The following is a 24,383-nucleotide window of genomic DNA, read 5'->3' as shown; positions in this document are numbered from 1 at the left end:
TTACGTGGATCGTACGTACAACTAGGGGTGGATGGAGAACTGTGAAGGGCCGTTACCTGAGCCTGGCCGCGTCCGGCGCCGTGCTGTGCCTGTCCGCAGTGACGCTGACGGGCTGCGGAGCCGTCGGGGGACTCGCCGGGGACAACGAGGTGACCCTGCGGGTCGTGGCGGCCGACTACGGGGACAATCCGCAGAACTCCTCGCAGTCGTACTGGAAGGACCTCGCCGAGGGCTTCGAGAAGGACCACCCCGGCATCAACGTCGAGGTGAGCGTCTACTCGTGGTCGGAGGTGGACGCCAAGGTCGCCGAGATGGTCAAGGCCGGCAAGGCCCCCGACATCGCCCAGATCGGCGCCTACGCCGACTACGCGGCCGCCGGCAAGCTCTACCGGGCCGACGAACTGCTCTCGGTCAAGACGGAGGCCGACTTCCTGCCGCCGCTCGCGGACGCCGGCAAGGTCAAGCGGGTCCAGTACGGGCTGCCCTTCGTCGCCAGCACCCGGCTGCTCTTCTACAACGAGAAGCTGCTGGCCGACGCGGGCGTCGTGCCCAAGGACGGCCGGACCCCCTGGCAGCCCAAGAGCTGGACGGACCTCGAAGCGGCCGCCAAGAAGCTCAAGGGCGCGGGCGTCCCCACCCCCTTCGCGCTGCCCCTGGGCCGCGAGGAGGCGCAGGCCGAGACGATGATGTGGCTCCTGTCGGGCGGAGGCGGCTACACCGACAACGAGGAGTCGTACTCCATCGACTCGCCCGCCAACGTCAAGACGCTGGAGTTCCTGCGCGACAAGCTCGTCGGGCAGGGGCTGACCGGGCCCGTCGAGCCGGCGAAGCTGGACCGGCAGGCCGCCTTCGACGCCTTCACGCGCGGCGAGGTCGGCATGCTCAACGGCCACCCGACGCTGGTCAAGCAGGCCGCGGACAAGGGCGTGAAGGTCGGGATGCTGCCCCTGCCCACCGCCGACGGCACCGATCAGTCGGCGATGGGCGTCGCGGACTGGGTGATGGCCTTCAAGAACGGGCACAACCGGGAGTCCGGGAAGTTCCTCGACTACCTCTACGACACGAAGAACGTGACGGCCTTCACCGACAAGTACGCCCTGCTGCCGGTCACCACGAGCGGCTACCGGGCGATGGAGTCGGCGACGGGCGGGTCCGCGCCGCAGCTGAAGACCTTCCTGGCGGCGCTGCCGAACGCGCGGCTGTACCCCGTCGGCAAGGAGTCCTGGGCGGGCGTCAGCGAGGACATCAAGCAGGACATCGGCACGACGGTGCAGCCGGGCGGGCAGCCGGCGAAGGTCCTGGAGGACATCGCGACGGCGGCCCGGGCGGCCGACCCGCGCTGACCCCACGGCCGCGGCGCCGCCGGTTCCGGGCCGGGAGACCCCCGCCGCCGCCGGGCCGCCGGTACCGGGTTGCCGGTTCCGGGTCGCCGGTTTCGGGCTCAATGGTCCCGGGCCGCTCGTCCGCCGGCTCCGGGTCCGCCGGGTGCGCGGCGTCCGTCGGGTTCGGTCGGCGGGGTGGGTGTCGGTGGGCGGCGTTAATCTGGCCTTATGACGGACGAAGGGCGGCTGACGGCCACGGAGGCCGCGGTGCTCGCGTACGAGGGCCGTACCTGGCCCGGGCCAGGGGCCAAGGAGCGGGCCATACGGGAGGGGCTCGGGATGACCCCGGTCCGCTACTACCAGCTGCTCAACGCGCTCATGGACGATCCCCGCGCGCTCGCCCACGCACCGGGCACGGTCAACCGCCTCCGGCGCATCCGCGATGCCCAGCGGGCCCGCCGTTAATCGTCGCGCGCCCGTGGTCCGCGCCATAGCCGACACGGGGCCGGGCCGTTAGGGTCGTCGGTATGGGGAGCCGTCCGCACGACCTGCCGATGCCCGTCACCGCAGCCGGACGCGAGGGCCTGGAAGCACTGCTCCGCGCCCCGCGCCGGTCCGTGGTCGCACTCGACTTCGACGGCACACTCGCCGACATCGTCCCGGACCCGGACCAGGCCCGGGCCCACCCCGGAGCCGTGCCCGCGCTGTCGGCGCTGGCCCCCGAGGTGGCCTCGGTGGCCGTGATCACCGGCCGGCCGGCCGGGGTCGCCGTCCGCTACGGCGGCTTCGCCGGCGTCCCGGGACTCGAACACCTGGTCGTCCTCGGTCACTACGGTGCCGAACGCTGGGACGCCGTCACCGGCATCGTCCACGCCCCCGCCGAGCACCCCGGGGTGGCGGCGGTCCGGGCGGAGCTGCCGGGGTTCCTCGACGCGATCGGGGCCTGGCGGGGCACGTGGATCGAGGAGAAGGGCCGCGCCCTGGCCGTGCACACCCGGCGGGCCGAGGACCCCGAGGCGGCCTTCGCGGCGCTGCGGGAGCCCCTCGCGGAGCTGGCCGCGCGGCACGGGCTGATGGTCGAACCGGGCCGGGCCGTGCTGGAGCTGAGGCCGCCGGGCGTGGACAAGGGCGTCGCGCTGACGGAGTTCCTGGCGGAGACGGGCGCGGAGGCCGTGCTGTACGCGGGGGACGACCTGGGGGACCTGGCGGCGTTCGCGGCGGTCGAGAAGCGGCGGACGGACGGGTTGCCGGGCGTGCTGGTGTGCAGTGGCTCGGCGGAGGTCCCGGAGCTCGCCTCCCGCGCGGACCTGGTCCTCCCCGGCCCGGCCGAGGTCGTCGCCTTCCTGTCCACGCTGGCGGCGGCCGTCCGCGGCTGACCCTGCCGTGCGGTTCGGCCGCCGGCCGGGCCCGGTGCCGGCTGCGGCTGCCGCGGTGCGAGAACCGCGGCACCGGCGGGCGGAACATGCCCCGGGCGGGGGCCGAGGCCAATCCCCCCGGGCTCCGCCCCGGACCCCGCGCCTCAAGCGCCGGCGAGGCTGGATTCGCTCGGCCTCGGGCCTCGCGCCTCAATCGCCGGCGGGGCTGGTTCGGCCGGGCCGGTTCTCTGCGCGGCTCAAGGATCGGGGCTCCGCCCCGGACCCCGCGCCTCAATCGCCGGCGGGGCTGGATTCGCTCCGCCCCGTACCCCGCGCCTCAAACGCCGGCGAGGCTGGATTCGCTCCGCTTCGGATTTCGCGCTCCAAGCGCCGGCGAGGGTGGATGGGGCTGGTGTCCTCTGCCTGGCGAGGGCTGGATTGCCCGGAGGGCAATTCCAGCCCCGCCGGCGTTTGAGGCGCGGGCGCGGAGCGCCGTGGGGTTGGGGGCGGGGCCCCGGGAGGGGAGCCGTGGGGTTGGAGGCGGGGCCTCGGGAGGGGAGGCGTGGGGGGTCGGGGCGGAGCGCCGTAGGGGGGCGGTCAGGGCTTCGCGGGGGGGAGGGCCGACAGTTGGGACGTGAACCAGCGGGCCGGCGGGAGCGCCGTCGCGGCGGCCGCGAGGCGCTTCGTGCGCTCCGCCCGCTCCCCCTCCGGCATCGCCAGCGCCGCGTGCAACGCCTCGGCCGTCTCCGTCACGTCGTACGGGCTCACCGTCAGCGCGTCCTCGCGGAGCTCCTCGTACGCCCCCGCCCCCGTCGACAGCACCAGCACGCACCCCTCCTCCGACACCACCGGGATCTCCTTCGCCACCAGGTTCATGCCGTCCCGCACCGGGTTCACCAGCGCCACGTCCGCCATCCGGTACGCCGCCAGCGACCGCGCGAAGTCGTCCTTGACCGACACCAGCACCGGCTGCCAGTCCTCCGTGCCGAACTCCGCGTTGATCTCCGCCGCCAGCGTGGCCACCGCGTCCGTGTAGTCCCGGTAGACCTTCAAGTCCTGCCGCGAGGGGTACGCCGACGCCAGGTGCACGACCCGGCCCCGCCACTCGGGGTGCGTCGTCAGCAGTTCCCGGTACGCCAGCAGCCCGCGCAGGATGTTCTTGGACAGCTCCGTCCGGTCCACCCGGACGATGGTCTTTCGGCCCGCGACCTCCGCCCGAAGCTCCGCCAGCTTCTCGTCCACCTCCGGACGGTGCGCCAGCGCGCGCAGCTCCTCCGCGTCGACGCCGAGCGGGTACGCCTCCACGGCCGTCTCCCGCACCGGCCCCAGCCCGCTGCCGTCCGCGCGCATCCTGCGGTGCGTCACCGAGGTCGGGTTGCCGCCGTGGGCGAAGCTGCCCGTCGCGACGCCGGTAGGGGAGTCCGTGCTCGCGCCCGTGATGAAGTTGACGCCCCACCGCTCGGTGTGGAAGCCGAGCCGGTCCGCCCCGAGCATGCCCCACAGCAGTTGCTCCCGGATGTCGTCCGGCAGCATGCCCATGAACTCCGGGGACGCCCACGGAGTGTGCGTGAAGTGCCCGATCCGCAGGTCCGGCCGCAGTGCGCGCAGCTCGCCCGGGGCCAGCGCCAGGTGGTAGTCCTGCACGAGGACGGCCGCGCCCGGCGCCGCCTCCTCGGCGAGGGCCTCGGCGAAGGCCCGGTTGTACGCCACGTACGAGTCCCAGCGGCGCCGGAACTCCGCGTCGAAGACCGGCTCGCGCGGGACGTCGTACAGGTGGTGGTGGGTGAACCAGAGCACCGAGTTCGCGATGCCGTTGTAGGCGTCGTCGTACACCGTGGGATCGATGTCCAGCATCCGGACACCCGGCTCCGCGACGCCCCGCCGAACCGCCTCCCGGTCCGCCTCCGACAGGGCCGCGCAGATCCACAGGGCGCCTGGTTGCTCCGCGAGCGCGGCGGAGAGCCCCGAGACGAGCCCGCCCCCGCCGCGCCGGGCGGTGAGCGTGCCGTCGGGGGCGAGGGCGTAGGAGAGCGGGCCGCGGTTGGCTGCGACGAGTACCTGAGAAGCCATGCCGCCAACCTAGCCCCGACCGCCCTCGCTCAAACGTGTGGACGGAGCCGGCCGGGGGCCCGGACCGGCTCGCGCCGGGCGCCGAGGGAGCCGGTTCAGGCCACGCGGCGCACGGCGTACTCCGGGATCTCCCGCATCGGCGGCCGCTCCTCTGTGTCCACCGCGTACGTCCGCGCAACGAACCCGTCCGGTCCCCGCTCGAACTGCGTCAGCTCCGGCCGTACGAGGTGCCCGCGCGAGAGCCGCAACTGCGCCGTGCGGTAGATCGCGGCGGCCATCCGGCCCAGCGCCTGCCCGTCCTGATGGCGGTGGACCCGTACGCCCACGTCCACCTGGGCCAGCGCGTCCAGCCCGACCGTGTGCAGCGCGTCCACCAGCAGGCCGAGCTCGACCCCGTACCCGACGGGGAACGGCAGCCGCTCCAGCAGCGAGCGCCGCACCGCGTACTCGCCGCCCAGCGGCTGCACGAAGCCGGCCAGCCGCGGCCAGTGCAGGTTCAGCAGCGGGCGGGCCACCAGCTCGGTCACCCGGCCGCCCTGGCCCGGGGCGTCGCCCAGCGGGCGGTCGTACATCGCCTTGACGAACTGCACACCGGGGTCGGTCAGCAGCGGTCCCACGATCCCGGAGACGAACGAGGCCGAGAAGTCCCGCAGATCGGCGTCGACGAAGCAGACCACGTCCCCGGTGGTGGCCAGCAGCGAGCGCCACAGCACCTCGCCCTTGCCGGGCAGTGGGGGGATCCTCGGGAGGAGCGCGTCGCGGTGCACGACCCGGGCGCCGGCCTTCGCCGCGACCTCCGCCGTGCGGTCCTCGGAGCCCGAGTCGATCACGACCAGCTCGTCCACCAGCGGCACCGGCAGGCCCTCGATCAGATCGCGCCGGATGACCTCGACGATGGCGCCGACCGTCGCCTCCTCGTCGAGCGCGGGCAGCACCACGCTGACCGTCGTGCCGGCCGCCCGTTTCCGGTCGAGCAGCTGGTCGAGCGGTCGGTCGGCGGCGGACCAGGAGCGGTCGGCCAGCCAGCGCTCCACCTCTTCCAGCACTCTCAGCACTCCCTGCGTCGATCCCTTTGGGGTGAAATATGATCCATCTCGCGGTTCGGACGGCTGTCTCAACCACCCGGACCTTCGGTTACAGTCTTGAACAACGCGAAGCACCGCCGCATGTCGGGGGTCCTCGCGCACAAACGCCCGGGAGCGCCACAGAGCGCGCAGCCCGGTGCCATACCGCTCATCCAGAGGGGCAGAGGGACACGGCCCGTTGAAGCCCCGGCAACCCTCCAGTCGGTTCTCGCGATTGCGTCACGCACGCCAGCGAGGTCCCCGGCTAGGGAAGGTGCCAATTCCGTCTCATGGCGAAGTGCGCCATGGGGAAGATGAGGAGAAAGGGCCTCGCCATCATGGCTGCACAGACTGTCGCCACCTCTGCCGACCTGGTTTCTGTCGACCTCGGACCCGCCACCGGCCTTTCCTGTCGCGAATGCGGTACCCGTTTCGCGCTCGGTCCCGTCTTCGCGTGCGCCGAGTGCTTCGGACCGCTGGAAGTCGCCTACGAGTTCCCGACCGGTACTGGTTCACCCGAAGACGCCGAGGCGCTGCGCGCGGCGATCGAGGCCGGACCCAACAACATCTGGCGTTACGCGCCGCTGCTGCCCGTCCCCGCGGACGTGGCCTCCAAGCCGAGCCTGAACCCCGGCTTCACCAAGCTGGTGGACGCGGCCAACCTGGCCAAGGAGCTCGGCGTCACCGGCAAGCTCTACGTCAAGGACGACTCCGGCAACCCGACGCACTCCTTCAAGGACCGCGTCGTGGCCATCGCCGTCGAGGCCGCCCGCGCCTTCGGCTTCACCACCCTGTCCTGCTCCTCCACGGGCAACCTGGCCGGCGCCGTCGGCGCGGCCGCCGCCCGCGCCGGCTTCCGGTCCTGCGTGTTCATCCCGCACGACCTGGAGCAGGGCAAGGTCGTCATGGCCGGTGTGTACGGCGGCGACCTGGTCGGTATCGAGGGCAACTACGACGACGTCAACCGCTTCTGCTCCGAGCTCATCGGCGACCCGCTGGGCGAGGGCTGGGGCTTCGTCAACGTCAACCTGCGCCCCTACTACGGCGAGGGCTCCAAGACCCTGGCGTACGAGATCTGCGAGCAGCTCGGCTGGCAGCTGCCCGACCAGATCGTCATCCCGATCGCGTCCGGCTCGCAGCTGACGAAGATCGACAAGGGTCTGCAGGAGCTGATCAAGCTCGGCCTCGTCGAGGACAAGCCGTACAAGATCTTCGGTGCCCAGGCCGAGGGCTGCTCCCCGGTATCGACCGCCTTCAAGGCCGGTCACGACGTGGTCCGCCCGCAGAAGCCGAACACCATCGCCAAGTCGCTGGCCATCGGCAACCCGGCGGACGGCCCGTACGTGCTGGACATCGCGCGCCGGACCGGTGGCTTCGTCGAGGACGTCAACGACGAGCAGGTCGTCGAGGCCATCAAGATCCTCGCCCAGACCGAGGGCATCTTCGCCGAGACCGCGGGTGGCGTGACCGTCGGCGTGACGAAGAAGCTCATCGAGAACGGGCAGCTCGACCCGACGCTGACGACGGTCGTCCTGAACACCGGCGACGGCCTCAAGACCCTGGAGGCGGTGGCCGCCGACAGCGGGCAGAGCGCCACCATCCGCCCGAGCCTGGACGCCTTCCGCGCCGCCGGCCTGGCCTGACGACCACTCCCGCACACCGGAAAGGCAGTAGCACCATGAGCGTCAACGTCCGCATCCCCACCATCCTGCGCACCTACACCGGCGGCCGGGCCGAGGTCCCCGCCGAGGGCGCCACGCTGGCGGAGGTCATCCAGTCCCTGGAGCAGAGCCACCCGGGCATCGCCGCGCGCGTCCTGGACGACCAGGGCAAGCTGCGCCGCTTCGTGAACGTCTACGTCAACGACGACGACGTGCGCTTCGAGGGCGGGCTGGAGGCGAAGACGCCGGACGGCGCCGGCGTCTCGATCATCCCCGCCGTCGCGGGCGGCTGACCGGTCCCGTCCGGACGGGACCGGACGGGTCCGGCCCCTGAGGCCGGTGTCCCGGACGCCACGCGAATCCTTTATTACCCCCTCCGTCAACAAGTGGAGGGGGTAATTCTGTTTGGTTGGGCGCGGTAGAGTTGGGGAAGTCCCCTCCGCTGGACTTGCCCGCCGCATATGTACGGGTCGCGTGAGGGTCGACATCGGGTCAATGTGCGAGTGCGGTATGGGGCTTTGGCGAGATATGTCGAGCCCGAGTTGCCCAGGAAGATGCCAAATTTTCACTCTATTTCAATGTATCCGGGTGTCCTGAATTCTCGTCGGATTGACCTGTTGCAGACAGCACCCGCGCAGATACATTCAGCCTCGGTCGACGCGTTCCGACGCAAGTTCTGACCCGGGATCGCGAAGTGCGTTCCTGCGCAAGGGCCAGTAATAGGGGAGTTAGGCATGGCTCAGGGCACCGTCAAGTGGTTCAACGCGGAGAAGGGCTACGGCTTCATCGCGGTCGACGGTGGTGCGGATGTGTTCGTCCACTACAGCGCCATCCAGATGGACGGGTACCGCACCCTTGAAGAGGGTCAGCGGGTCGAGTTCGAGATCTCGCAGGGCCAGAAGGGTCCGCAGGCGGACATGGTCAAGCTCGCACTCGGCTAGTCCTGGCGCGATCGACCGCCCACGCGTGCACGACGAGGGGCCCACATCCCGGACACGGGATGTGGGCCCCTCGCGCGTCGCGGCCCGTGCGGGGGGCCGTGTGCGGCCCGTTCTGGGCCCGTGCGGGGGCCGACGTTCACCCGGCCATTGCCCGAAGCCGCTTGCACTCGGAGGGGTCGAGTGCTAATCATTGGCGTTAGCACTCTCCTGTCGAGAGTGCTACCAAAACGAGGACCGGGCCGGTGAGGCCCGCAGGGTCCGGCGGGAAGGAACCGCCGGGCACTCAGGCCGTCCGTCGCGGGCGCGGGCGCGGTCCGGAGCAATCCACCCCTGTCCGGGAGGACCACTTCAGATGGCCAAGATCATTGCGTTCGACGAGGAGGCCCGGCGCGGTCTCGAGCGTGGGATGAACCAGCTCGCCGACGCCGTCAAGGTCACCCTTGGCCCCAAGGGTCGCAACGTCGTCCTTGAGAAGAAGTGGGGCGCCCCCACGATCACCAACGATGGTGTCTCCATCGCCAAGGAGATCGAGCTCGAGGACCCGTACGAGAAGATCGGCGCCGAGCTGGTCAAGGAAGTCGCCAAGAAGACGGACGACGTCGCCGGCGACGGTACGACCACCGCCACGGTGCTGGCTCAGGCGCTCGTCCGCGAGGGCCTGCGCAACGTAGCCGCCGGCGCCAACCCGATGGCCCTCAAGCGTGGTATCGAGAAGGCCGTCGAGGCCGTCTCCGCCGCCCTGCTCGCCCAGGCCAAGGATGTCGAGACCAAGGAGCAGATCGCTTCCACGGCCTCCATCTCCGCCGCCGACACCCAGATCGGCGAGCTCATCGCCGAGGCCATGGACAAGGTCGGCAAGGAAGGCGTCATCACCGTCGAGGAGTCGCAGACCTTCGGTCTGGAGCTTGAGCTCACCGAGGGCATGCGCTTCGACAAGGGCTACATCTCGGCGTACTTCGCCACCGACATGGAGCGCATGGAGTCGTCCCTCGACGACCCGTACATCCTGATCGTCAACTCCAAGATCGGCTCGGTCAAGGACCTGCTGCCGCTCCTGGAGAAGGTCATGCAGTCCGGCAAGCCGCTGCTGATCATCGCCGAGGACGTCGAGGGCGAGGCCCTGTCGACCCTGGTCGTCAACAAGATCCGCGGCACCTTCAAGTCCGTCGCCGTCAAGGCCCCGGGCTTCGGTGACCGCCGCAAGGCCATGCTCGGCGACATCGCCATCCTCACCGGTGGCACCGTCATCTCCGAGGAGGTCGGCCTCAAGCTGGAGAACGCCGGTCTCGACCTCCTGGGCCGCGCCCGCAAGGTCGTCATCACCAAGGACGAGACCACCATCGTCGACGGTGCCGGTGACAGCGACCAGGTCGCCGGTCGCGTGAACCAGATCCGCGCCGAGATCGAGAACTCCGACTCGGACTACGACCGCGAGAAGCTCCAGGAGCGCCTCGCGAAGCTGGCCGGCGGCGTGGCCGTCATCAAGGCCGGCGCCGCGACCGAGGTGGAGCTCAAGGAGCGCAAGCACCGCATCGAGGACGCCGTTCGCAACGCGAAGGCGGCCGTCGAGGAGGGCATCGTCGCCGGTGGTGGCGTGGCCCTGCTGCAGGCCTCCGCGGTCTTCGAGAAGCTGGAGCTCACGGGCGACGAGGCGACCGGCGCCAACGCCGTGCGCCTGGCCCTGGAGGCCCCGCTCAAGCAGATCGCCGTCAACGGTGGCCTTGAGGGTGGCGTCGTCGTCGAGAAGGTGCGCAACCTGCCGATCGGTCACGGCCTGAACGCCGCGACCGGCAAGTACGTCGACATGATCGCCGAGGGCATCATCGACCCGGCGAAGGTCACGCGCTCCGCGCTGCAGAACGCCGCGTCGATCGCCGCGCTGTTCCTGACGACCGAGGCCGTCATCGCCGACAAGCCCGAGAAGGCCGGTGCCCCCGCGGGCGGCGGCATGCCGGGCGGTGACATGGACTTCTGATCGGCCCCTGGCTGATCGGCTGTTCTCGAACGAGGGCGGCACCCCCGCGGGGGTGCCGCCCTCGGGCGTTCCGGCGGGTTCCTCGGGCGTTCCGGGTTCCTCGGGCGTTCCGGCGGGTTCTTCGGGATCGCCCGGCGGTGCCGGGATCAGGGCTTGAGCCGCTTGAGGAAGTACACGTCCTCGTGGCCGGCCGGGAAACCCGGGACGCGGGCCGTCTCCGCGTAGCCGTGGCGGGCGTAGAAGGCCGGCGCCTGGAAGGTGAAGGACGAGACCAGGATCGTGGCGCAGCCCCGGCGGCGGGCCTCCTCCTCGGCCGCGGCCAGCAGCTTCGCGCCCCAGCCTCCGCCCCGGCAGTCCTCGCGGACCCAGGTCATCCCGATGCCCGCGCGGTCGCCCCAGCTCCAGCCGGACAGTCCCGCGACGAGCGCGCCGTCCGCGTCCGTGATCCGTACGGTGAATTCGGACTGCTCGTGCCCTGCCGTCGCCGCCTGGTTGAAGGCGTCCAGCTCCTTGCTCAACCGCGCGTCGAGCTCGGAGTCCGGTCCGCCTGTGGCGATGTCCACCCCGTTGTCGTTCATGGCACTCATTCTGCGTGCGCCGCGGCGTCCGGCCGAACGGATTCCGGACTGCCGGGGGCCGGCTGCCGGGGCCGGGCTCAGAAGTCGTGCCGGGCACCCTCGATTCCGCCGCGTGACGTGCTGTGCCCGTGCCTCACCAGGTGAGGGCCGGGAGTGCCGGAGTGCCCGGGGTTCGGGACGGGGCGGCGGGGGGTCCCGGGGTTTGGTTGACTCGGGGCATGAGCGAAAGCAGCGCACTGTTCGTGAAGATCTGCGGCCTCAGGACCGCCCATGACGTGGATGCGGCCGTCGCGGCCGGGGCGGACGCCGTCGGCTTCGTCTTCGCCCCCGGCAGCCCGCGGACCGTCGGCGCCGCCGAGGCGCGGGAGCTGGCCGGGCGGGTGCCGGACGGGGTGCTGACCGTCGGGGTGTTCCGGGGACAGTCCCTCGCGGAGGTCCGGCGACTGACCGAGGAGAGCGGGGTCCGGGCCGTGCAGCTGCACGGGGACGAGGGGCCCGAGTACTACGGGGACCTCCGCGCGCCGGGCCGGACGCTGCTGCGGGCCACGGCCGAGCAGGTGGAGCGCTGCGGGGAGTACGGGGAGGACCTGCTGCTGCTCGACGCCCCCGATCCGGGGTCGGGCCGGCCGTGGAACTGGGGCTCGGCCCGGTTCACGGCGCCCGAGGGCCGGTGGTTGCTGGCGGGCGGGCTCACCCCGGCCAATGTCGGGGAGGCCGTCCGGATCACCGGCGCCTGGGGCGTGGACGTGTCCAGCGGGGTGGAACGGGAGCGCGGGGTGAAGTCCCCGGAGCTGATCCGCGCCTTCGTGCAGGCCGCCCGCGCCGCCGCCGCCGAGCACCAGTGACCTGAGTCAGAGATTCCGTGCCGGCCGGGGAGGAGTCGTCCGGGTCCGAGGATTCCGCCGTCGCCGTCTTCTGACGCCCAGCGGGCCGTGGCCATGCCCCGCCCGGTCGGCGAGGGCCGAACCAATAACTGACGGTGCGTCAAAATGCTTACACCGGGACGGGGGTTGCATACGGTTTTTCGGTCTGCGACTGTCACTCACGCAACTCATGCCCCTCACAGCGGACTTGGGGGCGCAGCGCCGAGCGCTCTGACCCCGGCGCGGCGACACGGAGCGATGCGCCCCCTGCGCCCTTCCCCCTGCCTGCGGCTCCCGCCGACGCAGGCCGCGTACCGCTGCCGCCAGGACAATCTCGGAGACCAGGCAACAATGAAACGCACGAGCACCCTCGCCGTGACCGCGGCACTGCTTGCTTCGTCCGCCCCACTCGGCCTTGTCACCATGGGAGCGGGCATCGCCCACGCCGCGGCCGGCACGTACTTCGTCAGCCCCAGCGGCGATGACGGCAACCCGGGAACCTCGGCCGGAGCCCCCTTCCGCACCCTCCAGAAGGCCGCGGACAGTGCGGGCCCCGGCGACACCGTCTCGATCATGAACGGTACGTACTCCGAACACTCCAAGGGCTCCAACGTCTTGAGCCTCACCCGCTCAGGCCTCCCCGGCGCCCCCATAACCTTCACCGCGCACCAGGGCCACCACCCGGTGATCCAGGCGGTCAGCGCATGGAACGCGATCGCCGTCAACGGTGCGTCCTACATCACCATCAAGGGCCTGGAGATCAAGGGCAACAACGACGCCCTGAACCTGGCCGCGGCGGAGCGCGGGGCGAACAAGACGGACCCCACGTTCAACACCAACTGCATCTCCGTGGAACGCAACAGATCCACCGGCGCCCCCTCGCACCACATCGAGGTGATCGGCAACGAGATACACCACTGCGCCGGCGGCGGCATCGCGGTGATGGACTCCGACCACGTGACCGTCTCCAACAACCACGTCTACTCGAATTCGTGGTACACGGTCTACGCGACCAGTGGAATCTCCATCCTCACCCCGCGCGACGTCGGCGGCGGTGACGCGCAGGAATACAAGATCCGCATTACCGGCAACCGTGTCCACGACAACGAAACAAAGATCAAATGGGAGAAGTGCGGCTGCTACTCCGACGGTAACGGCATCATCATCGACACCCTCAAGGGCGACGATGACAGTCCCGCCTACCGCGGACGTGTGCTTGTCGCCGACAACCTCTCGTACGACAACGGCGGCTCAGGAATCCACTCCTACAAGAGCCAGCACGTCGACATCGTCCACAACACGGCGTACATGAACGGCCGCAGCACCCGCATGGAGAGCTACGCCAACATCTTCGCGCACGACAGCACCGACGTACGACTACTCAACAACATCTCCTACGGCCGGCCGGGCCAAGCGACGAACAGCAAGTCCCGCAATGTCGACGTCACCTACGACTACAACGTCTACTTCGGCGGCAAGGCCCCCGAAGTGAAGGGCGCGCACGACATCGTCTCCGACCCGCGGTTCGCCGCCGCGGGCACGACGGCCCACGCGGACTTCCGGCTGAGCAAGGGCTCCCCCGCCATCGGCTCGGGCGTCCCGTTCGCAGCAGTCACCACGGACCTCACCGGAGCCCGCCGGGCCGGCCCGCCCGACCGCGGCGCCTACGGCTTCATCGCGGGCAACGTAACGCAAGGGGCCTCCGGGCCCGCCGGCAACGGGTCCGCTTCCCCCGGCCGGCAGAGCGGTACCCCTGCCCCGGGGCAGCCTTCGGGCGGAGCCGACGCGGACAGCCCGCCCGCCGCACGGGCATCCGGCGGAGCCGATGACTCCGGACCGGAGCCGAACGGCGGAAGCGGGCCGCTCGCAGAGACAGGCGGCTCCGACCCGGTGCTCCCGCTCGGCATCGCGGCGGCCGTCCTCGGCATCGGCGGCGGCCTTCTTCTTGCCGCCCGGCGCAAGCGCTCCTGACCTTCGGGACCGGACCGCTTCGACTGCCGGGTCGTGGTACCGGCCCCGCCCCCGTGCTCCGAGGGGCCGGTACCACCGCAGGCCCGGCGGGCCCCCGTTCGCGGGGCCGCTCGCACCGCCGGGTCGGCCTTGCTGACAGACTTTCCGTTATGGCAGAGCAGAATCAGACCGGAACGGAGTCACTCACCGGTGAACCCGTACCCGACCCTCCGCGCGTCGCCTGGCGCAAACAGATGAGAGTGCGCGTACTGGACGCCGCCCGCGACCTCACCTGCGATGCCGGCTGGGACCGGGTCAGCCTCTCTGCCGTCGCGGCCCGCGCCGAGGTGTCCCGCCCCTCGGTATACAAGGAGTTCGGCAGCCGAGCCGGCCTGGGACGCGCACTGGTGGTCCGCGAAACCCAGCAATTCCTCGCCGGGGTGGCCGACACCCTCTATCCCGGCCTCCCCGACCCGCACGCCTGTCTCGAAAGTGCCATCCTCTACGTGCTCAGGGAAGCCGACGACCAGCCCCTGATCCGGGCCGTCATCGCAGCTGCCCGCGAAGGCTCCGACAATCTGCTCCCCTACCTCACCGCGCGAGCGGATCCGATATTCAACGCCAGCCAGAGCCTCGTCCAGAGCTGGCTGGCCACGCGGTACCCGGAGCAAGGCGCAGCGGCACTCGAAATGACGGCGGACGTCATCGTTCGCATGACCATCAGTCATCTCATCCTGCCTGCCGCCGAACAGCACTGCACCGCTCGACGACTGGCTGACGCCGCGGTGAAACTACTGAAATGAGTTCAGCTCTCTCGGAGCGCCGAGACGAAGGTCGCCCAGGCCCGTGCCCGGAACACCACGTGCGGGCCTTCGGGCCGCTTGGAGTCCCTCACCGGGACGAGGCCGGTGTGGCCGTCGGCCACTTCGAGACAGTCCCCGCCGGTGCCGTCGCTGTATGTGGACTTCCGCCAGGTGGCCACCTCCAGGCAGTCCCCGCCGTCGCCGCCGCTGTAAGAGGACTTGTGCCACATCGCTGTCGAGAGGTCGTACTCAGGCGTGCTGGTCATGTTCGTATTCCTCCGCGACCGATTCGATCAAGGCTAGGGACTCGCGCGGCGACAGCGCGTTGGCCGTGAGGAGATCGTAGGTCAGGGTGTGCTGAGCGACCGTGGCCGGATCATCGAAGAGCTGCCCCGTACCCATGCCTTGCACATACGCGAGTGGTGGTGCGTCGTCGAAGGACATCAGCTTGAGGGATCCCAGCATGCCCGCGTGGAGACCCGCGCTGAACGGGAGTACCTGCACGATGATCCGGTGCGATCGGATCAGGCGAGCGATGTGGCGAAGCGCCTCGGCCATGAGCGCCGGCTGGTCCCCACGTCGGCGAAGGACGGACTCGTCAAGTACGCACCAAAACAGCGGGGTTGTTGGCTCGTTCAGCAGCGCGGCGCGCGCCAGTCGGTTGGCAACCAGTTCGTCGATGGTCGCTTCCGTGGCCGTCGGCTGGTATGCGCGGAACACCTCCCGCGCGTAGGCCTCGGTCTGGAGCAGCCCGGGAATGAGCTGCGGCGCGTACTCCCGGATGGCCGTCGCCAGCGCCTCGGCTTCGGCCGCCGCCGCGAAGTGATCGGGGTATTTGGACTTGGCCGCCGCCCCGCAGTTGCGGGCGAAGAATCCGCCCGTGTCGAGGATGTCGTCTATCTGGCGCGCGAAGTCGAGGTGCATGCGGCGCGTACCGGCCTCCAGTTGGCCGATGAAGGAGCCACTGACGAAGAGAGGTTCGCCCAACTCGGCCTGGCTTTTGCCGACGCGCTCGCGCGCCACGCGGAGTTCGGCGCCGAGGAGGGCGCGGGGTGAGGAGGAGGGGTCGAGGTTCTTTCCTGGCATGGAAACTCCCTGGCCAACGCTCGCGGTTGTTGCGGGTCCGCACTTGAAAGGCTAGCGAGCACGTCGCCACGCTGAGTGTCGAAGTCGGATACTCAGAGTAGAAAGGTGACATGTCATGGTGCTCACCCCACAGGAGCGCATGCGAGCGGCGGAAGAGGCCGTCCAGCAGCTCAAGGAGTCCCTCGCCGGGGTGGGGGTGCTCTTCCCCTCGCTCGATGTGGAACGGGTCTCCGCCGCCGGTTCCTACGGTCTGCCGCTCGTGGACCTCGGACGCTGCAACCTGGACACCGCGCTCCGGCTCGCCGCCGTCCTGCACGAGCGGGCGGTGGGCAGGTGAGCGAGGCGGTCGATGCCGCGCAGTTCGCCTTCGAGCTCGGCTGGAAACTGCGCGGACTGGAGACGGTCCTGGCGCCGTGGGGGGCGTCCGGCGGGCCGCGGTCGCCCGCGCGGCCCGGGTGGCACCGGTTCACGCTGATCCACTGCCCGGTCGAGGGGTATCCGGGCTTCGACGATCCGCGCTACGAGGGGCTCCGCGCGAGCCCGCCCCGGGGGTGCGCGGTCGAGGACCTCGGGGGGTGTCTTGGGCTGCGGTGCGAGCGGCCGGGCGGGCGGTTGCTGGACGCGGTGGCGGAGCTGTGCGCGGAGGTCCGGCGCGGGCACGGGCTGCTGATGACCGGGCTCGGCGTCGACCGGCTGTGGGAGTGGTCGGCGGACGGTACGGACGGATGGGGGGCCGAGGTCGTGGGGCAGCTGCTGCTGATGGCGGCCGAGCGGGGGCCCAAGCTCGGTTACGGCGTGGCCGACCTGGAGCGGTTCCTGCGGACCGCGGCCTCCGAGGGGGAGGTGGCCGCGGCCTCGGGGTGAGCGCGGGGAAACCGGTCCGGGCGCGGGAGTCGGCCGCCCGGGACGGGGCCCTGGCGCAACCCGACCGCCTCGCGGGCCGTCCGCGCCGGACGGCGGTCGACCTCTCAGTCGGTGCGCAGACGGGCGTGCAGGTGCTCGTCGTGCCAGCCGTCGCAGTGGAGGAGGGCGCCGCGCATGGTGCCCTCCAGGAGGAAGCCGGCCTTGAGCGCGACGGCGCAGGAGGCCGGGTTCGCCACGGAGTGGGTGATGCGCAGGCGGTGCAGCCCGAGGTCGTCGAAGGCCCAGCGGCTGACGGCCTCGGTGGCCTCCACCATCACCCCGGTGCCGCGTCCTGCGGGCAGCAGCCAGTAGAGGAACTCGCCGCTGCCGCCCGCGAGGTCGAGGTCGCCCAGTCCGATCAGGCCGACGGCCGGGCCGCCGGCGGCGGGGGAGACGGCCCACACGGCGGCCTCCTCGGCCCGCCAGCGCTCCTGCCAGCGCGCGATCCGGGCGTGCGCCTGCGACGGGGTGAGGGGGGACGGGCGGTTCCAGTGCCGGATGTCGGGGTCGAGGCAGGACGCCACGAGCGCGGGCACGTCGTACGGGGCCCAGGGGCGCAGCAGCGCGCCGCCGGGGAGGGCGAACTCGGGCTGCGGGAGCGCACGCATCCGGCCGGCCGGGACCACGGGCGGTATCGCCGGGGGCGGAGGGGTGACTGCGGAGTCGATCACCATCCGATCATGCCGGTACGCGTGCGCGGCGCGCGGTACGGGGGAGGCGCGGCCGGCGGCGCAACCCGGGGGGAGGGGCGGGCGTCTTCGCGGGGGGGGACGCAGCGTACGGGGCGCGCGGTACGGGAGAGGCGCGGGGATGTCGGAGCGGGAGACGCCGGAACAGCACACCGGCCCGGCCGGGCGAACGGGCCCGGCGGGGGCCGGGGCGGCGGGCGCCGGGGTGGCGGGGTCGGCCGGGCGAACGGGCCCGGCTGGGGCCGCCGGGCGGGGCCGGGCGGTGGGGGAGGTGTCGTTCGCGGACAGCCTGCCGGCGTTGGGGCTGTTGGTGCCCGCCACCGCGTTGTTGCGGTACCTCGGGGAGTACGGCTGGGCGTACTGGGCGGGTGCGGTGCTCGGGGTGCTCGGAGTGGCGGCCGCCGGGTTCGGGCTCGCTTCGGCGGTCGGCGGCCTGCGACGGGGGCGCCGCAGGCTGCTCGCGGGGTACAGCGTCGTCCTGCTGTCGGCGGCCGTCTTCGCGTTCGCGGTGCGGCTCGTGCAGAGCTGAGGCCCGGGCGGCTCAGGTCAGAGCCGGTTCCTTGCCGGACGCCGACGTCGGCGTCGACGGGGACGAGGACGGGGACACGGACGCGGACGGGGACGCCGCGCCGGCCGGGGCCGAGGGGTCCGGGTCGGTGTCGAGGTCGGCCAGCATCCGCTGGGTGAAGCCGAAGAAGTACGTGGCGACGAAGCCCACCAGGTAGCCGACCGCCAGGCCGCCCCCGTAGACGGCGATGGTCGCGCCCATGCCCGACGTGCCGTCGAGCAGCGGGAACAGGGCCCAGCCCGAGGGGCCGATGGCGGTGGAGCCGAAGGCCGTGCCGAGCTGGTTGCAGAGGCCGATGAACGCCCCGCCCGCCGCGCCGCCCACGCAGGCGGTGATGAAGGGGCGGCCGAGCGGCAGGGAGACCCCGTAGATCAGGGGCTCGCCGACGCCCAGGAAACCGGCCGGGAGCGCGGACTTGATGGTGGTGCGCAGCGAACGGTTGCGCGGGAGCCGGTAGTAGACGGCGATGGCGGCGCCGACCTGGCCCGCGCCGGCCATGGCCAGGATGGGCAGCAGGACGGTGTGGCCGGCCTGTTCGATGAGGGTGGTGTGGAGGGGGACCAGCGCCTGGTGCAGGCCCAGCATGACCAGGGGGAGGAAGAGCCCGCCCAGGACGAGGCCGGCGAAGGCGCCCCCGGTGGCGAGCAGCCAGGTGGCGAACGTACCGATGGCGGCGGAGGCCTCACCGGCGAGGAACATCAGGCCGAACAGGGTGACCAGGCCGGAGACGAGCACGGTGAGGGTGGGGGTGAGCAGGACGTCCACGGCCTCGGGGACCCACCTGCGGCACCACTTCTCGACCTGGACGGCGAGCAGCGCGGCGGCGAGGGCGCCGAGGACGCCGCCCTGGCCGGGGGAGAGGGACTGGCCGAAGGCGTCGATCTTGGCGACGCCGGGGAAGACGATGATCGCGGCGACCGCGCCACCGAGGATCGCCGTACCGCCGAACTCCTTGGCGGTGTTGTAGCCGACGAAGACGGCGATCAGGGACATGAAGCCGGAGGCGATGGCGGCCAGTGCCGGGACGAGGGCGGGCAGCCGGCCCATGTTCATCAGGACGCCGTTGAGTCCCGCGATGATGCCGCAGCCGATGAGGGCCGGGATCAGCGGGACGAAGATGTTCGCGACGCGGCGCAGGAACAGCTTGAACGGGGTCGCGTTCTTCGCCTTCCGCGCCTGCTTGATGGCCGTGCCGCGGTCCGCCAGCGCGTCGGCGGTGACGCCTCGGGCGGCTAGGGCGGCCGGGGCGGCCGGGGCGTCGGGCGCGGCGGGGGCGGTCGAGGCCGGGGCCGCCGGGGCCGCGGCGGGGGCCGCCGAGCGGGCCCGCGCCACCAGCGCCTCGAATTCCGGCGTCACCCGGGCGACGGCGCCCGGGCCGAGGACGATCTGGTACGTGTCGTCCTCGACCACGCCCATGACCGCCGGGAGGGCGCGCAGGGCCTCGTCCCGGACCAGGCTCCGGTCCCGGAGGCCGATGCGCAGGCGGGTCATGCAGTGCGCGATGGAGGTGATGTTGTCCGGGCCGCCGACCAGAGGGAGGATCGCGGCGGCTGTGGCGCGGTTCTTGTCAGTGGACATGTGGTCGCCTTGCGTCGGGGGAGCGGGCGGTGCGAGGGCGGGGCCGCCCGCGGGGCGGGGTCAGCGGGTCGCGGCGAGGGCCGCGCGGAGGTGTCCCCGCGAGGCGGCGAGCAGCTCGGCGGCTTCCGGGCCGTCGACGCCGCCGAGGATCACGAGGACGGCGTTCTTGACCTCGCCGCCGGTGGCGCTCAGCGCGGCCTCGATCTCCGCGTCGGGCGCGCCGGTGGCCAGGGACACGATGCGGCGGGCGCGGGCGCGCAGCTTCTCGTTCGAGGAGCGCATGTCGACCATCAGGTTCCCGTAGGTCTTCCCGAGGCGGATCATCGTGACGGTCGAGATCAGGTTCAGCACCAGCTTCTGGGCCGTGCCCGCCTTCAGCCGGGTGGAGCCGGTGAGCAGCTCGGGCCCGACGACGACCTCGATGCCGTGCTCGGCGGCCGCGGCGAGCGCGGAGCCCGCGTTGCAGGAGAGCCCGACGGTGAGCGCGCCGCGGGTACGGGCGAACTCGACCGCGCCGATCGCGTACGGGGTGCGGCCGGAGGCGGAGATGCCGACGACGGTGTCGTCGGGCCCGATCTCCAGCGCGGTGAGGTCCCCGGCGGCCAGCTCCGCGGAGTCCTCCGCGCCCTCGACGGACTTGGCCATGGCCGAGGGGCCGCCCGCGATGAGGCCGACGACCTGGGACGGGTCGGTGTTGAAGGTGGGCGGGCACTCGCTGGCGTCCAGGACCCCCATCCGGCCGGCGGTGCCGGCTCCCGCGTAGACCAGCCGGCCGCCGCGGGCCATGCGCGCGGCGATGGCGTCGACGGCGGCGGCGATCCGCGGCAACTGCCCGGCGACGGCGGCCGGGACGGTGGCGTCCTCGGCGTTCATGGTGCGGGCGATGTCGAGGGTGGACAGCCGGTCGATCTCGGCCAGTTCGGGACGGAAGGCCTCGGTGGTCAGGGTCTCCAGTTGGGCGCGGAGTGCGGCGTGGGAGGTCATGGGCGGTGCTCCTGGCGGGGGTGGGTGCCGTGGCTGCGCCTGCCGGTCGGTACGGGGTGGTGGTGGCGGGGGGCGAGGGCCTCGTAGGAGGCGGCGAGGGCGGGGGCGGCGGTCTCGTAGGTCCGCTGCGCGACGCCGACGAACAGGCAGTCGACGACGAGGAGCTGGCTGGTCCGGCTGGACATCGCGGCCGGGCGCAGCCGGCTCTCGCGGGCGGCGGAGGTGGCCAGTACGAGATCGGCGTAGTGGGCGACGGGGGCGCCCGGGCGGCCGGTGAGGGCGATGGTGGTGGCGCCTCGCTCGAAGGCCGTGCGGAGGGGCTCGATCACGTCGCCCGTGGAGCCGGAGTGGGTCACGGCGACGGCCACGTCGCCGGGGCGCAGCTGGACGGCGTTGGTGACGGCGAGGTGGGGGTCGCTGTGGGCGTGTGCGACGAGGCCGATGCGGAGCAGTTTCTGGGCGAGGTCCTGGCCGACGAGCGCGGAGGCGCCGACGCCGTAGATGTCGATGCGGCGGGCGGTGGCGAGCGCGCTGACGGCGGAGGCGAGCTGGGTCAGGTCGAGGCCGGCGGCGGTGTCGGCGAGGGTCTGCGCCTCCTCGTGCGCCAGCTTGGCGACGACGTCCTCGATGGGGTCGTCGACCGCTATGTCGACGGTGAGCGCGGGCGCGGCGCCGGACTCCTGCTGGGCGGCGAGGGCGGCCAGCGCGAGGCGCAGGTCGCGGTAGCCGGGGTAGCCGAGGAGGCGGGCGGTGCGGACGACGGTGGCCTCGCTGGTGCCGGTGTGCTCGGCGAGGGCGGAGACGGTGAGCCGGGAGCAGCCGGCCGGGTCGCGGGCGACGGCCTCGGCGACGGCCTGCATGGAGCGGGTCATGGACGGCGCGAGGGCCCGTACGCGGGCCCGCAGCTCGGCGGGCGCCGGCGCGGGCGCCTTGGCCGGCGGGGCGGGCGGTTTCGCGACCGCCGGGCCGGGCGGGGCCTGCGGGCCGGGCGCGACCGCCGGGCCGGGCGGGGCCTGCGGGGCGGTGTCGGCCGGCGGCGTGAAAGTTTCTTTCGTGTTCTTGCTCACTGCTGAAAGCTATTTTCAGGGCGGTCGAGGGTCAAGGAGCCATACGCCGCCGGGCGGACGGACCTTCACCGGTTGGGCCGTCCGGGTCCACAATGGGCGCATGGATCCCGCACCCCCCCTGGAGCAGGCGCTGCACGTCGCCCGCGCACTCGTTCTCGCCGACCTCGCCGCGGGCCAGGTCGCCGACGCCGATGTCGTCTCCCTCGTCGAGGACTCGGTCACGCACCGCCGGTGGTGGGTGGAGCAGTGGCCGGAGGGGGTCGGCTACCTTCCCGGACTCGTCGCCCAGGACGTCCAGGACGCCCTGCTGGAGAAGTACGGGCGCTGGCCGCTGTGCCCGGTCTGTGCGCACGGCGATCCGCACGCCCTGGACGTGGAGCCGGAGCTGGGACCGGACCCGCACTGGGTGTGCTCGGAGGCGGGCGTCCGGGTGGCGCCGGTGGGCGGCCTCGGTGCCGTCCTGCAACCCGGCGCCCGGTGAACCACCCGTGACGGTGTACATCGACCCGCCGACCTGGCCCGGCCACGGCCGCATGTGGTCGCACCTGGTCAGCGACGTCTCGTACGAGGAACTGCACGCCTTCGCCGCGGCCATCGGCTGCCCGCCGCGGGCGTTCGAGCGGGACCACTACGACGTGCCCTCGTACCGCTACGCGGACGCGGTGGGCGCCGGCGCGGTGGAGATCGGCAGCAAGGAACTGGTCCGCCGGCTCACGGCGGCGGGCCTGCGCCGGCCGAAGGGCCGGGAGCAGGCGTAGCGGCGGTCAGGCGCGGGCGGGGGCTGCGGCCTCGGCGGCCCTGGGGGCCGGGGCGCCGGAGGTGACCACGCGGGTCGCGGCGGGCGTACGGCGGTCCAGGCGCAGGGCGGCGACGGCCAGGGCGATCGCGGTGACCGTCATGGCGGCGCCCGCCCAGGCGGTGGCGGAGAAGCCCAGGCCCGCGTCGATCACGGTGCCGCCGAGCCAGGGGCCGCCGGTGTTGCCCAGGTTGAAGGCGGCCGTGGTGGTGGCGCCGGCCAGGGTCGGGGCGGCGCCGGCCACGTTGAACATGCGGGCGTTGAGCGCCGGAGCCGTGAAGAAGGCCGAGACGCCGATCAGGAACGACAGCGCGATCGCCGCGACGTGCAGCGGGGCCAGCAGGGCGAGCGCGGCCAGGAAGGCCGTGGAGGCGGTGATGCCCCAGATCATCACGCCGAACAGGTGCGCGTCCGCGACCCGGCCGCCGATGGTGGTGCCGATCAGGGCGCCGGCGCCGAACAGGCCGAGGATCCACGGGACCCACTTCGAGTCGAGCCCGGCCACGTCCGTGAGCAGCGGGGACAGGTAGCTGAAGGCGCAGAAGACGCCGCCCGCGGCCAGCGCGGTGATGCCGATGGACAGCCACACCTGGCGGTCGCGGTAGATGCGCAGCTCCCGTCCCAGCGACGGCTTCTCGACGGGCAGCGGGATCTTGGGGATGAGCGCCAGGATGCCGACGAGCGCGATCGCGGAGGCGGCGGCGACCGACCAGAAGGCGGAGCGCCAGCCCAGGTGCTCGCCGAGGAAGGCGCCGGCGGGGACGCCCAGGACGTTGGCGATGGACAGGCCGCCGATCATGACCGCCATCGCACGGGCCCGCTGGTCCTTGTCGACCATGGCGATGGCGACGGCCGCGCCGACGGCCCAGAAGCCGGCGCAGGCGAGGGCGGAGACCACGCGGGAGGCGAAGAGCAGTTCGTACGAGGGGGCGAGCGCGCCGGCGACCTGCCCGAGGCCGAAGAGGCTGATGAGGGAGACGAGGGTGGTGCGGCGCGGCAGCCGCAGCGTGGCCACGGCCAGCAGCGGGGCGCCGACGACCATGCCGATCGCGAAGGCGGATATCAGCAGGCCGGCCTGCGGGATGGTGACGCCCATGTCCTCCGCGATCGGCGGCAGCAGGCCGGAGAGCATGAACTCGCTGGTGCCGAGCGCGAAGACGGACAGGCCGAGGACGTACACGGCGACGGGCATGCGGGGGCGTGCTGAAACTGCGGGCATGGACGTCATCAACCGTCGTGAACGGGATCAAATTCCCGCGAGTGTGTCAGGCGTGTGACGTGTGTGGGTGATGGCGGGCGGGCCGGCGCCGGACCGCAGCCGCGGTTACGCCTGCGGGGCGAGGGCGGCGAGCTCGGCGGCGAGGTTGGCGCGGGCGGGGGTCTCCCAGTGCGCGGTGCCGTAGGGCGTGCGGAAGAGCCTCGGCAGGTCGAGCAGTCGGCGCAGGACCGCGGCGCGGCCGGTACGGAAGGCCTCGTCGGGGACGAAGCCGTACTCGGTGCGGACGGCGGCGGCGTAGGCCGCGTACGCCTGCGGGGCGCCGGCCAGGACCGCCAGGTCGGCGTCGCAGAGCACCTCGCCGTTGGTGTCGCCGGGGGCGGGGTCGTGGGAGACGGTGAGCCGCACCAGGCGGGCCACCTCGGCGGTGCGGGCGGCGTCGATGCCCAGCTCGGGGAGGGCGCGCTCGGCGAGGGCGGCGCTGCGCTCCTCGTTCTCGGAGCGGTCGGGGCGGTAGACCGCGTCGTGGAACCAGGCCGCGAGCTCCACGGCGGCGGGGTCGGCGGCGTGGGGTGCCAGGACGTCGATCCGCGCGAGGACGTCGGCCAGGTGGGCGGTGGTGTGGTAGCGGCGCTGCGGTTCCGCCCAGGCCGTGAGGAGACGCTCGGCGTAGGGGGCGGGGTCGGTGGCGGCGGCCGCGCCGGCGGCGGTGGCGGTCGCCCGGAAGCGGGCGCGGAGGGCGTCGGTGTCGGCGGAGGTGTCGGCGGGGGTGCCGGCGGGGGTGCCCGCGCCCGAGTCGGCGGGGGTGTGGGCGCCCGCCTGGGCGGCCGTGTCGGTGTGCGGGGTGCCTGTGTCCATGCGCACATTGTGGGGGTGGCGTGATGGTGCTGGTGGAGCGCGGACGTGGGCCCGTA

The 24,383-nt window shown here is 72.4% G+C and carries 26 protein-coding genes and 1 riboswitch; of the genes, 15 read left to right on the top strand and 11 right to left on the bottom strand.

The annotated features are described in order from the left end of the window. The first annotated feature begins 41 nt into the window (after positions 1 to 41). The 3 genes from ACWFQ8_RS15325 (at position 42) to otsB (ending at position 2,698) form a co-directional block, all read left to right on the top strand. On the top strand, positions 42 to 1,343 hold the full coding sequence (locus ACWFQ8_RS15325; protein WP_453786698.1) for an extracellular solute-binding protein: 1,302 nt from the start codon (positions 42 to 44) through the stop codon (positions 1,341 to 1,343). A gap of 207 nt (positions 1,344 to 1,550) precedes the next feature. Further along, a complete protein-coding gene (locus ACWFQ8_RS15320; RefSeq protein WP_453786697.1) occupies positions 1,551 to 1,787 on the top strand; it encodes a DUF3263 domain-containing protein in 237 nt (78 codons plus the stop codon). A 62-nt stretch (positions 1,788 to 1,849) separates the two neighbouring features. Continuing rightward, on the top strand, positions 1,850 to 2,698 hold the full coding sequence (gene otsB, locus ACWFQ8_RS15315) for a trehalose-phosphatase (protein ID WP_453786696.1): 849 nt from the start codon (positions 1,850 to 1,852) through the stop codon (positions 2,696 to 2,698). 576 nt (positions 2,699 to 3,274) lie between these two features. On the opposite strand, the gene ACWFQ8_RS15310 is transcribed toward otsB, so the two are convergent. Beyond that, positions 3,275 to 4,747, bottom strand: a complete 1,473-nt coding sequence (locus tag ACWFQ8_RS15310; RefSeq protein WP_453786695.1) for an alpha,alpha-trehalose-phosphate synthase (UDP-forming) — start codon at positions 4,745 to 4,747, stop codon at positions 3,275 to 3,277. Between the two features lie 95 nt (positions 4,748 to 4,842). After that, entirely contained in the window at positions 4,843 to 5,793 is a 951-nt protein-coding gene (locus ACWFQ8_RS15305) for a glucosyl-3-phosphoglycerate synthase (RefSeq protein ID WP_453786694.1), read from the bottom strand. 184 nt (positions 5,794 to 5,977) lie between these two features. Beyond that, positions 5,978 to 6,132: riboswitch (SAM riboswitch) on the top strand. A gap of 17 nt (positions 6,133 to 6,149) precedes the next feature. Here ACWFQ8_RS15305 and thrC point away from each other — a divergent pair. The 4 genes from thrC (at position 6,150) to groL (ending at position 10,388) form a co-directional block, all read left to right on the top strand. Continuing rightward, complete coding sequence (gene thrC / locus ACWFQ8_RS15300; protein ID WP_453786693.1) at positions 6,150 to 7,454, top strand: threonine synthase; 1,305 nt, start codon at positions 6,150 to 6,152, stop codon at positions 7,452 to 7,454. Positions 7,455 to 7,489: 35 nt separating this feature from the next. Then, on the top strand, positions 7,490 to 7,765 hold the full coding sequence (locus ACWFQ8_RS15295; RefSeq protein ID WP_384540488.1) for a MoaD/ThiS family protein: 276 nt from the start codon (positions 7,490 to 7,492) through the stop codon (positions 7,763 to 7,765). 441 nt (positions 7,766 to 8,206) lie between these two features. After that, on the top strand, positions 8,207 to 8,413 hold the full coding sequence (locus tag ACWFQ8_RS15290; RefSeq protein ID WP_030009783.1) for a cold-shock protein: 207 nt from the start codon (positions 8,207 to 8,209) through the stop codon (positions 8,411 to 8,413). Between the two features lie 352 nt (positions 8,414 to 8,765). Next, positions 8,766 to 10,388 carry a chaperonin GroEL gene (groL, locus tag ACWFQ8_RS15285; protein ID WP_453786692.1) on the top strand — a complete coding sequence of 541 codons (1,623 nt, stop codon included), beginning with the start codon at positions 8,766 to 8,768 and terminating at the stop codon, positions 10,386 to 10,388. 146 nt (positions 10,389 to 10,534) lie between these two features. Here the strand turns inward: groL and ACWFQ8_RS15280 are convergent, their stop codons facing one another. Beyond that, entirely contained in the window at positions 10,535 to 10,966 is a 432-nt protein-coding gene (locus ACWFQ8_RS15280; protein WP_453786691.1) for a GNAT family N-acetyltransferase, read from the bottom strand. A gap of 218 nt (positions 10,967 to 11,184) precedes the next feature. Here ACWFQ8_RS15280 and ACWFQ8_RS15275 point away from each other — a divergent pair, with 218 nt between their 5' ends. The 3 genes from ACWFQ8_RS15275 to ACWFQ8_RS15265 all read left to right on the top strand — a co-directional run bounded on the left by ACWFQ8_RS15275 (position 11,185) and on the right by ACWFQ8_RS15265 (position 14,582). Beyond that, positions 11,185 to 11,811, top strand: coding sequence for a phosphoribosylanthranilate isomerase (locus tag ACWFQ8_RS15275; RefSeq protein ID WP_453786690.1), 627 nt, complete (start codon positions 11,185 to 11,187; stop codon positions 11,809 to 11,811). A 369-nt stretch (positions 11,812 to 12,180) separates the two neighbouring features. Next, a complete protein-coding gene (locus ACWFQ8_RS15270) occupies positions 12,181 to 13,800 on the top strand; it encodes a right-handed parallel beta-helix repeat-containing protein (protein WP_453786689.1) in 1,620 nt (539 codons plus the stop codon). A gap of 149 nt (positions 13,801 to 13,949) precedes the next feature. Next, on the top strand, positions 13,950 to 14,582 hold the full coding sequence (locus ACWFQ8_RS15265; protein ID WP_453786688.1) for a TetR family transcriptional regulator: 633 nt from the start codon (positions 13,950 to 13,952) through the stop codon (positions 14,580 to 14,582). Between the two features lie 2 nt (positions 14,583 to 14,584). Here ACWFQ8_RS15265 and ACWFQ8_RS15260 read toward each other — a convergent pair whose 3' ends face one another. Further along, positions 14,585 to 14,848 (bottom strand): DUF397 domain-containing protein, encoded by a 264-nt coding sequence (locus tag ACWFQ8_RS15260; RefSeq protein ID WP_453786687.1) that lies wholly within the window; start codon positions 14,846 to 14,848, stop codon positions 14,585 to 14,587. Beyond that, complete coding sequence (locus tag ACWFQ8_RS15255; RefSeq protein WP_453786686.1) at positions 14,832 to 15,668, bottom strand: helix-turn-helix domain-containing protein; 837 nt, start codon at positions 15,666 to 15,668, stop codon at positions 14,832 to 14,834. Before ACWFQ8_RS15255 ends, ACWFQ8_RS15260 begins: the two co-directional genes overlap by 17 nt. 115 nt (positions 15,669 to 15,783) lie before the next feature. Here ACWFQ8_RS15255 and ACWFQ8_RS15250 point away from each other — a divergent pair, with 115 nt between their 5' ends. Together ACWFQ8_RS15250 and ACWFQ8_RS15245 are read left to right on the top strand one after the other, a co-directional pair. Continuing rightward, positions 15,784 to 16,005, top strand: a complete 222-nt coding sequence (locus ACWFQ8_RS15250) for a hypothetical protein (RefSeq protein WP_453786685.1) — start codon at positions 15,784 to 15,786, stop codon at positions 16,003 to 16,005. Next, positions 16,002 to 16,532 (top strand): amidase, encoded by a 531-nt coding sequence (locus tag ACWFQ8_RS15245; protein WP_453786684.1) that lies wholly within the window; start codon positions 16,002 to 16,004, stop codon positions 16,530 to 16,532. The genes ACWFQ8_RS15250 and ACWFQ8_RS15245 overlap by 4 nt, the downstream gene beginning before the upstream one ends. 104 nt (positions 16,533 to 16,636) lie before the next feature. Here the strand turns inward: ACWFQ8_RS15245 and ACWFQ8_RS15240 are convergent, their stop codons facing one another. Continuing rightward, positions 16,637 to 17,245: a GNAT family N-acetyltransferase gene (locus tag ACWFQ8_RS15240; RefSeq protein ID WP_453786683.1), complete on the bottom strand. Its 609-nt coding sequence runs from the start codon at positions 17,243 to 17,245 to the stop codon at positions 16,637 to 16,639. A gap of 286 nt (positions 17,246 to 17,531) precedes the next feature. Between ACWFQ8_RS15240 and ACWFQ8_RS15235 the strand changes: the two genes are divergently transcribed. Next, positions 17,532 to 17,789 carry a hypothetical protein gene (locus ACWFQ8_RS15235; protein WP_453786682.1) on the top strand — a complete coding sequence of 86 codons (258 nt, stop codon included), beginning with the start codon at positions 17,532 to 17,534 and terminating at the stop codon, positions 17,787 to 17,789. Between the two features lie 12 nt (positions 17,790 to 17,801). On the opposite strand, the gene ACWFQ8_RS15230 is transcribed toward ACWFQ8_RS15235, so the two are convergent. From ACWFQ8_RS15230 to ACWFQ8_RS15220, 3 genes are read right to left on the bottom strand one after another with little or no spacing between them, the layout of a single operon-like run. After that, positions 17,802 to 19,406, bottom strand: coding sequence for a PTS transporter subunit EIIC (locus ACWFQ8_RS15230; RefSeq protein ID WP_453786681.1), 1,605 nt, complete (start codon positions 19,404 to 19,406; stop codon positions 17,802 to 17,804). A gap of 60 nt (positions 19,407 to 19,466) precedes the next feature. Further along, positions 19,467 to 20,390 (bottom strand): N-acetylmuramic acid 6-phosphate etherase, encoded by a 924-nt coding sequence (murQ, locus tag ACWFQ8_RS15225; RefSeq protein WP_453786680.1) that lies wholly within the window; start codon positions 20,388 to 20,390, stop codon positions 19,467 to 19,469. Beyond that, a complete protein-coding gene (locus tag ACWFQ8_RS15220; RefSeq protein WP_453786730.1) occupies positions 20,387 to 21,295 on the bottom strand; it encodes a MurR/RpiR family transcriptional regulator in 909 nt (302 codons plus the stop codon). Before ACWFQ8_RS15220 ends, murQ begins: the two co-directional genes overlap by 4 nt. Before the next feature lie 262 nt (positions 21,296 to 21,557). Between ACWFQ8_RS15220 and ACWFQ8_RS15215 the strand changes: the two genes are divergently transcribed. Continuing rightward, positions 21,558 to 21,938, top strand: a complete 381-nt coding sequence (locus ACWFQ8_RS15215) for a hypothetical protein (protein ID WP_453786679.1) — start codon at positions 21,558 to 21,560, stop codon at positions 21,936 to 21,938. A 7-nt stretch (positions 21,939 to 21,945) separates the two neighbouring features. Further along, the gene (locus ACWFQ8_RS15210; protein ID WP_453786678.1) at positions 21,946 to 22,215 is read left to right on the top strand and encodes a DUF4031 domain-containing protein; all 270 of its coding nucleotides are present in this window, start codon (positions 21,946 to 21,948) and stop codon (positions 22,213 to 22,215) included. Positions 22,216 to 22,221: 6 nt separating this feature from the next. Here the strand turns inward: ACWFQ8_RS15210 and ACWFQ8_RS15205 are convergent, their stop codons facing one another. Both ACWFQ8_RS15205 and ACWFQ8_RS15200 read right to left on the bottom strand, forming a co-directional pair. Continuing rightward, positions 22,222 to 23,445, bottom strand: coding sequence for a Cmx/CmrA family chloramphenicol efflux MFS transporter (locus tag ACWFQ8_RS15205; protein WP_453786677.1), 1,224 nt, complete (start codon positions 23,443 to 23,445; stop codon positions 22,222 to 22,224). Between the two features lie 132 nt (positions 23,446 to 23,577). Then, a complete protein-coding gene (locus ACWFQ8_RS15200) occupies positions 23,578 to 24,327 on the bottom strand; it encodes an HD domain-containing protein (protein ID WP_453786676.1) in 750 nt (249 codons plus the stop codon). Positions 24,328 to 24,383: the final 56 nt, after the last annotated feature.

It is taken from the genome of Streptomyces sp. NPDC055254 (genome assembly GCF_053606025.1).
This window is presented reverse-complemented; position numbering and strand designations above follow the sequence as displayed.

Bases quoted from the DNA above. Each gene is read 5' to 3' on its own strand.
- ACWFQ8_RS15265 (WP_453786688.1), top strand. From the start codon at position 13,950: ATGGCAGAGCAGAATCAGACCGGAACGGAGTCACTCACCGGTGAACCC.
- murQ (WP_453786680.1), bottom strand. From the start codon at position 20,390: ATGACCTCCCACGCCGCACTCCGCGCCCAACTGGAGACCCTGACCACC.
- thrC (WP_453786693.1), top strand. From the start codon at position 6,150: ATGGCTGCACAGACTGTCGCCACCTCTGCCGACCTGGTTTCTGTCGAC.
- groL (WP_453786692.1), top strand. From the start codon at position 8,766: ATGGCCAAGATCATTGCGTTCGACGAGGAGGCCCGGCGCGGTCTCGAG.
- ACWFQ8_RS15275 (WP_453786690.1), top strand. From the start codon at position 11,185: ATGAGCGAAAGCAGCGCACTGTTCGTGAAGATCTGCGGCCTCAGGACC.
- ACWFQ8_RS15240 (WP_453786683.1), bottom strand. From the start codon at position 17,245: ATGGTGATCGACTCCGCAGTCACCCCTCCGCCCCCGGCGATACCGCCC.
- ACWFQ8_RS15255 (WP_453786686.1), bottom strand. From the start codon at position 15,668: ATGCCAGGAAAGAACCTCGACCCCTCCTCCTCACCCCGCGCCCTCCTC.
- ACWFQ8_RS15320 (WP_453786697.1), top strand. From the start codon at position 1,551: ATGACGGACGAAGGGCGGCTGACGGCCACGGAGGCCGCGGTGCTCGCG.
- ACWFQ8_RS15250 (WP_453786685.1), top strand. From the start codon at position 15,784: ATGGTGCTCACCCCACAGGAGCGCATGCGAGCGGCGGAAGAGGCCGTC.
- ACWFQ8_RS15295 (WP_384540488.1), top strand. From the start codon at position 7,490: ATGAGCGTCAACGTCCGCATCCCCACCATCCTGCGCACCTACACCGGC.
- ACWFQ8_RS15310 (WP_453786695.1), bottom strand. From the start codon at position 4,747: ATGGCTTCTCAGGTACTCGTCGCAGCCAACCGCGGCCCGCTCTCCTAC.
- ACWFQ8_RS15200 (WP_453786676.1), bottom strand. From the start codon at position 24,327: ATGGACACAGGCACCCCGCACACCGACACGGCCGCCCAGGCGGGCGCC.
- ACWFQ8_RS15230 (WP_453786681.1), bottom strand. From the start codon at position 19,406: ATGTCCACTGACAAGAACCGCGCCACAGCCGCCGCGATCCTCCCTCTG.
- ACWFQ8_RS15270 (WP_453786689.1), top strand. From the start codon at position 12,181: ATGAAACGCACGAGCACCCTCGCCGTGACCGCGGCACTGCTTGCTTCG.
- ACWFQ8_RS15280 (WP_453786691.1), bottom strand. From the start codon at position 10,966: ATGAACGACAACGGGGTGGACATCGCCACAGGCGGACCGGACTCCGAG.
- ACWFQ8_RS15260 (WP_453786687.1), bottom strand. From the start codon at position 14,848: ATGACCAGCACGCCTGAGTACGACCTCTCGACAGCGATGTGGCACAAG.
- otsB (WP_453786696.1), top strand. From the start codon at position 1,850: ATGGGGAGCCGTCCGCACGACCTGCCGATGCCCGTCACCGCAGCCGGA.
- ACWFQ8_RS15205 (WP_453786677.1), bottom strand. From the start codon at position 23,445: ATGCCCGTCGCCGTGTACGTCCTCGGCCTGTCCGTCTTCGCGCTCGGC.
- ACWFQ8_RS15215 (WP_453786679.1), top strand. From the start codon at position 21,558: ATGGATCCCGCACCCCCCCTGGAGCAGGCGCTGCACGTCGCCCGCGCA.
- ACWFQ8_RS15290 (WP_030009783.1), top strand. From the start codon at position 8,207: ATGGCTCAGGGCACCGTCAAGTGGTTCAACGCGGAGAAGGGCTACGGC.